3 protein-coding genes are annotated in these 1,700 nt (G+C 58.8%); 1 reads left to right on the forward strand and 2 read right to left on the reverse strand.

Annotated elements, in window-relative coordinates; translation table 11 throughout:
• Nucleotides 1–146 precede the first annotated feature (146 nt).
• Nucleotides 147–356, reverse strand: a complete 210-nt coding sequence (locus ACXJKH_RS19990) for a hypothetical protein (RefSeq protein ID WP_457321975.1) — start codon at nucleotides 354–356, stop codon at nucleotides 147–149.
• Between the two features lie 207 nt (nucleotides 357–563).
• Here ACXJKH_RS19990 and ACXJKH_RS19995 point away from each other — a divergent pair, with 207 nt between their 5' ends.
• A complete protein-coding gene (locus tag ACXJKH_RS19995) occupies nucleotides 564–1,298 on the forward strand; it encodes a DUF3800 domain-containing protein (RefSeq protein WP_457321977.1) in 735 nt (244 codons plus the stop codon).
• A gap of 123 nt (nucleotides 1,299–1,421) precedes the next feature.
• Here ACXJKH_RS19995 and ACXJKH_RS20000 read toward each other — a convergent pair.
• Nucleotides 1,422–1,700, reverse strand: a 279-nt coding sequence (locus tag ACXJKH_RS20000; protein WP_457321979.1) for a S24 family peptidase, incomplete at its 5' end; no start/stop codon positions are given.

Genomic DNA, 1,700 nt, shown 5'->3' on the forward strand with positions numbered 1-1,700 from the left:
GGCGACACGCGCGGAAGCTGCACGGTTCGGGTTCTTGGGGTTGTTTGCCCGGCGCTCGAAGTACCGAGCGCGTCGGCTGGCACCGCGCTCCAGGCGAATCCACCACGCGAGGTCGTCGCGCAGCGCCAGGACATCGACAGGTGCGCTCATGCGTGCACCTGGACCAGGTCGGCGTTGCCGCGCTGGAGGGCGGGGCTGAACTGGCCGGCCACTGAAGCAAGGTCGGCGCTGAGCTGCAGTGCTTCTGCCTGCTCAAGGACGATGAGGGCGTCCCCGATCTTGATGACGATGGATTCGTTACGCGGACGCGCTTCCACGACGGCGTGGGAGCGATCAGTGGTGCTGATGTAGGCCATGGAAGACTCCGTGCCCCGGCCCGGATGGGCTGTTACTGGGGCGACGAACGAACATTAGCCAAAGGCTATTTGCCTGTCAATAGCCATAAGCTAACGGACGGTGCTGTTTTGAGCATGGATGGTCCATATGTTGTGGCCAACCGGGGCGCGCAGTGTCTTTGCTAAGATCAACGCCAGTTTTAGTCTAGTGAGTGAGCGCGGAAACGGATGTTCAGCGACTACATGCTCTTTATTGATGAGAGTGGCGATCATGGGCTGGAAACCATCGATCGCCATTACCCAGTCTTCGTGCTCTGCGGGGTTCTAGTGGCAAAGGAAGAGTACGTGGACGTCCTTTCCCCGGCGCTCGGACGTCTCAAGCTCAAATACTGGGGACACACGGAGGCTATCCTCCACGAGCGAGAGATTCGCAAGCCGCGGGGCGAGTTCTCTTTCTTACAAATTGCCGAGCGTCGCGATAGCTTCCATCAAGAGGTTGCTGAAATTTTCTTGGACGGTGGTTTTCAGCTGATTTACAGCGTTATTCACAAGGAAAGGTACATCCAGCGTTACGCAGCGCCACGTAACCCATACGAGTTGTCGATGAGTTTCGTGCTTGAGCGAGCTTTTCTAGAGTTGAACGATAGAGGGCATGGGGCACGTCGAACGACGGTGGTTGTTGAGTGCCGAGGGAAAAAAGAAGACGCGCAACTCAGGGTCGCATTCGACCAGATCGTCAGCGGAAACAACGCGTGCCGCCGAGCACTGCCCTTTGACTTGCTGATGGTCCCCAAGGCGGCAAACTCCGCCGGACTCCAGATCGCCGATCTTGCGGCCCGGCCGCTTGGCTCCCACGTTTTGCGGCCAAGCCAGCAAAGCAGGGCGTACGACGCGATTCGCGCAAGGATCAGGCGCTCTCCGAGCGGAACCATCCCAGGTTACGGGGTCAAGGTTAGCCCATAAAAGCGAAGGGCCCCAACGAGTTGGGGCCCAGCGCCGACCGGATATTTCCAGTCCGACTTGCGCGAAGGGTAGCGGCGGCGGCGCCAGATTGCAAGCCCCAGGCGCAAATCGTTTTCGAGGCGTTTAGAACTTGCGCAAACCAGCGTGGATAAGGGCCTTTCCAAGAATGCTCACGTCGCCTGGATCTGGCCGGTAGGCTGGGAAGTCAGTATTCACGCTGACCACGTATAGGCCGTCCCCGCGCTTCTGGAGCATCTTGATCTGCGTCTCGCCGCCGATATTGATCAGGTAGTAGTCGTCGCCGTCGAAGTAGTCGCAGGTTGTGTCGATCCAGATGATGTCACCGTCTTCCAGCTTTGGCCTCATTGACGGCCCACGGCCAGTGATGATCTTTATCCGACC

It is taken from the genome of Stenotrophomonas sp. P5_B8, from assembly GCF_054049855.1.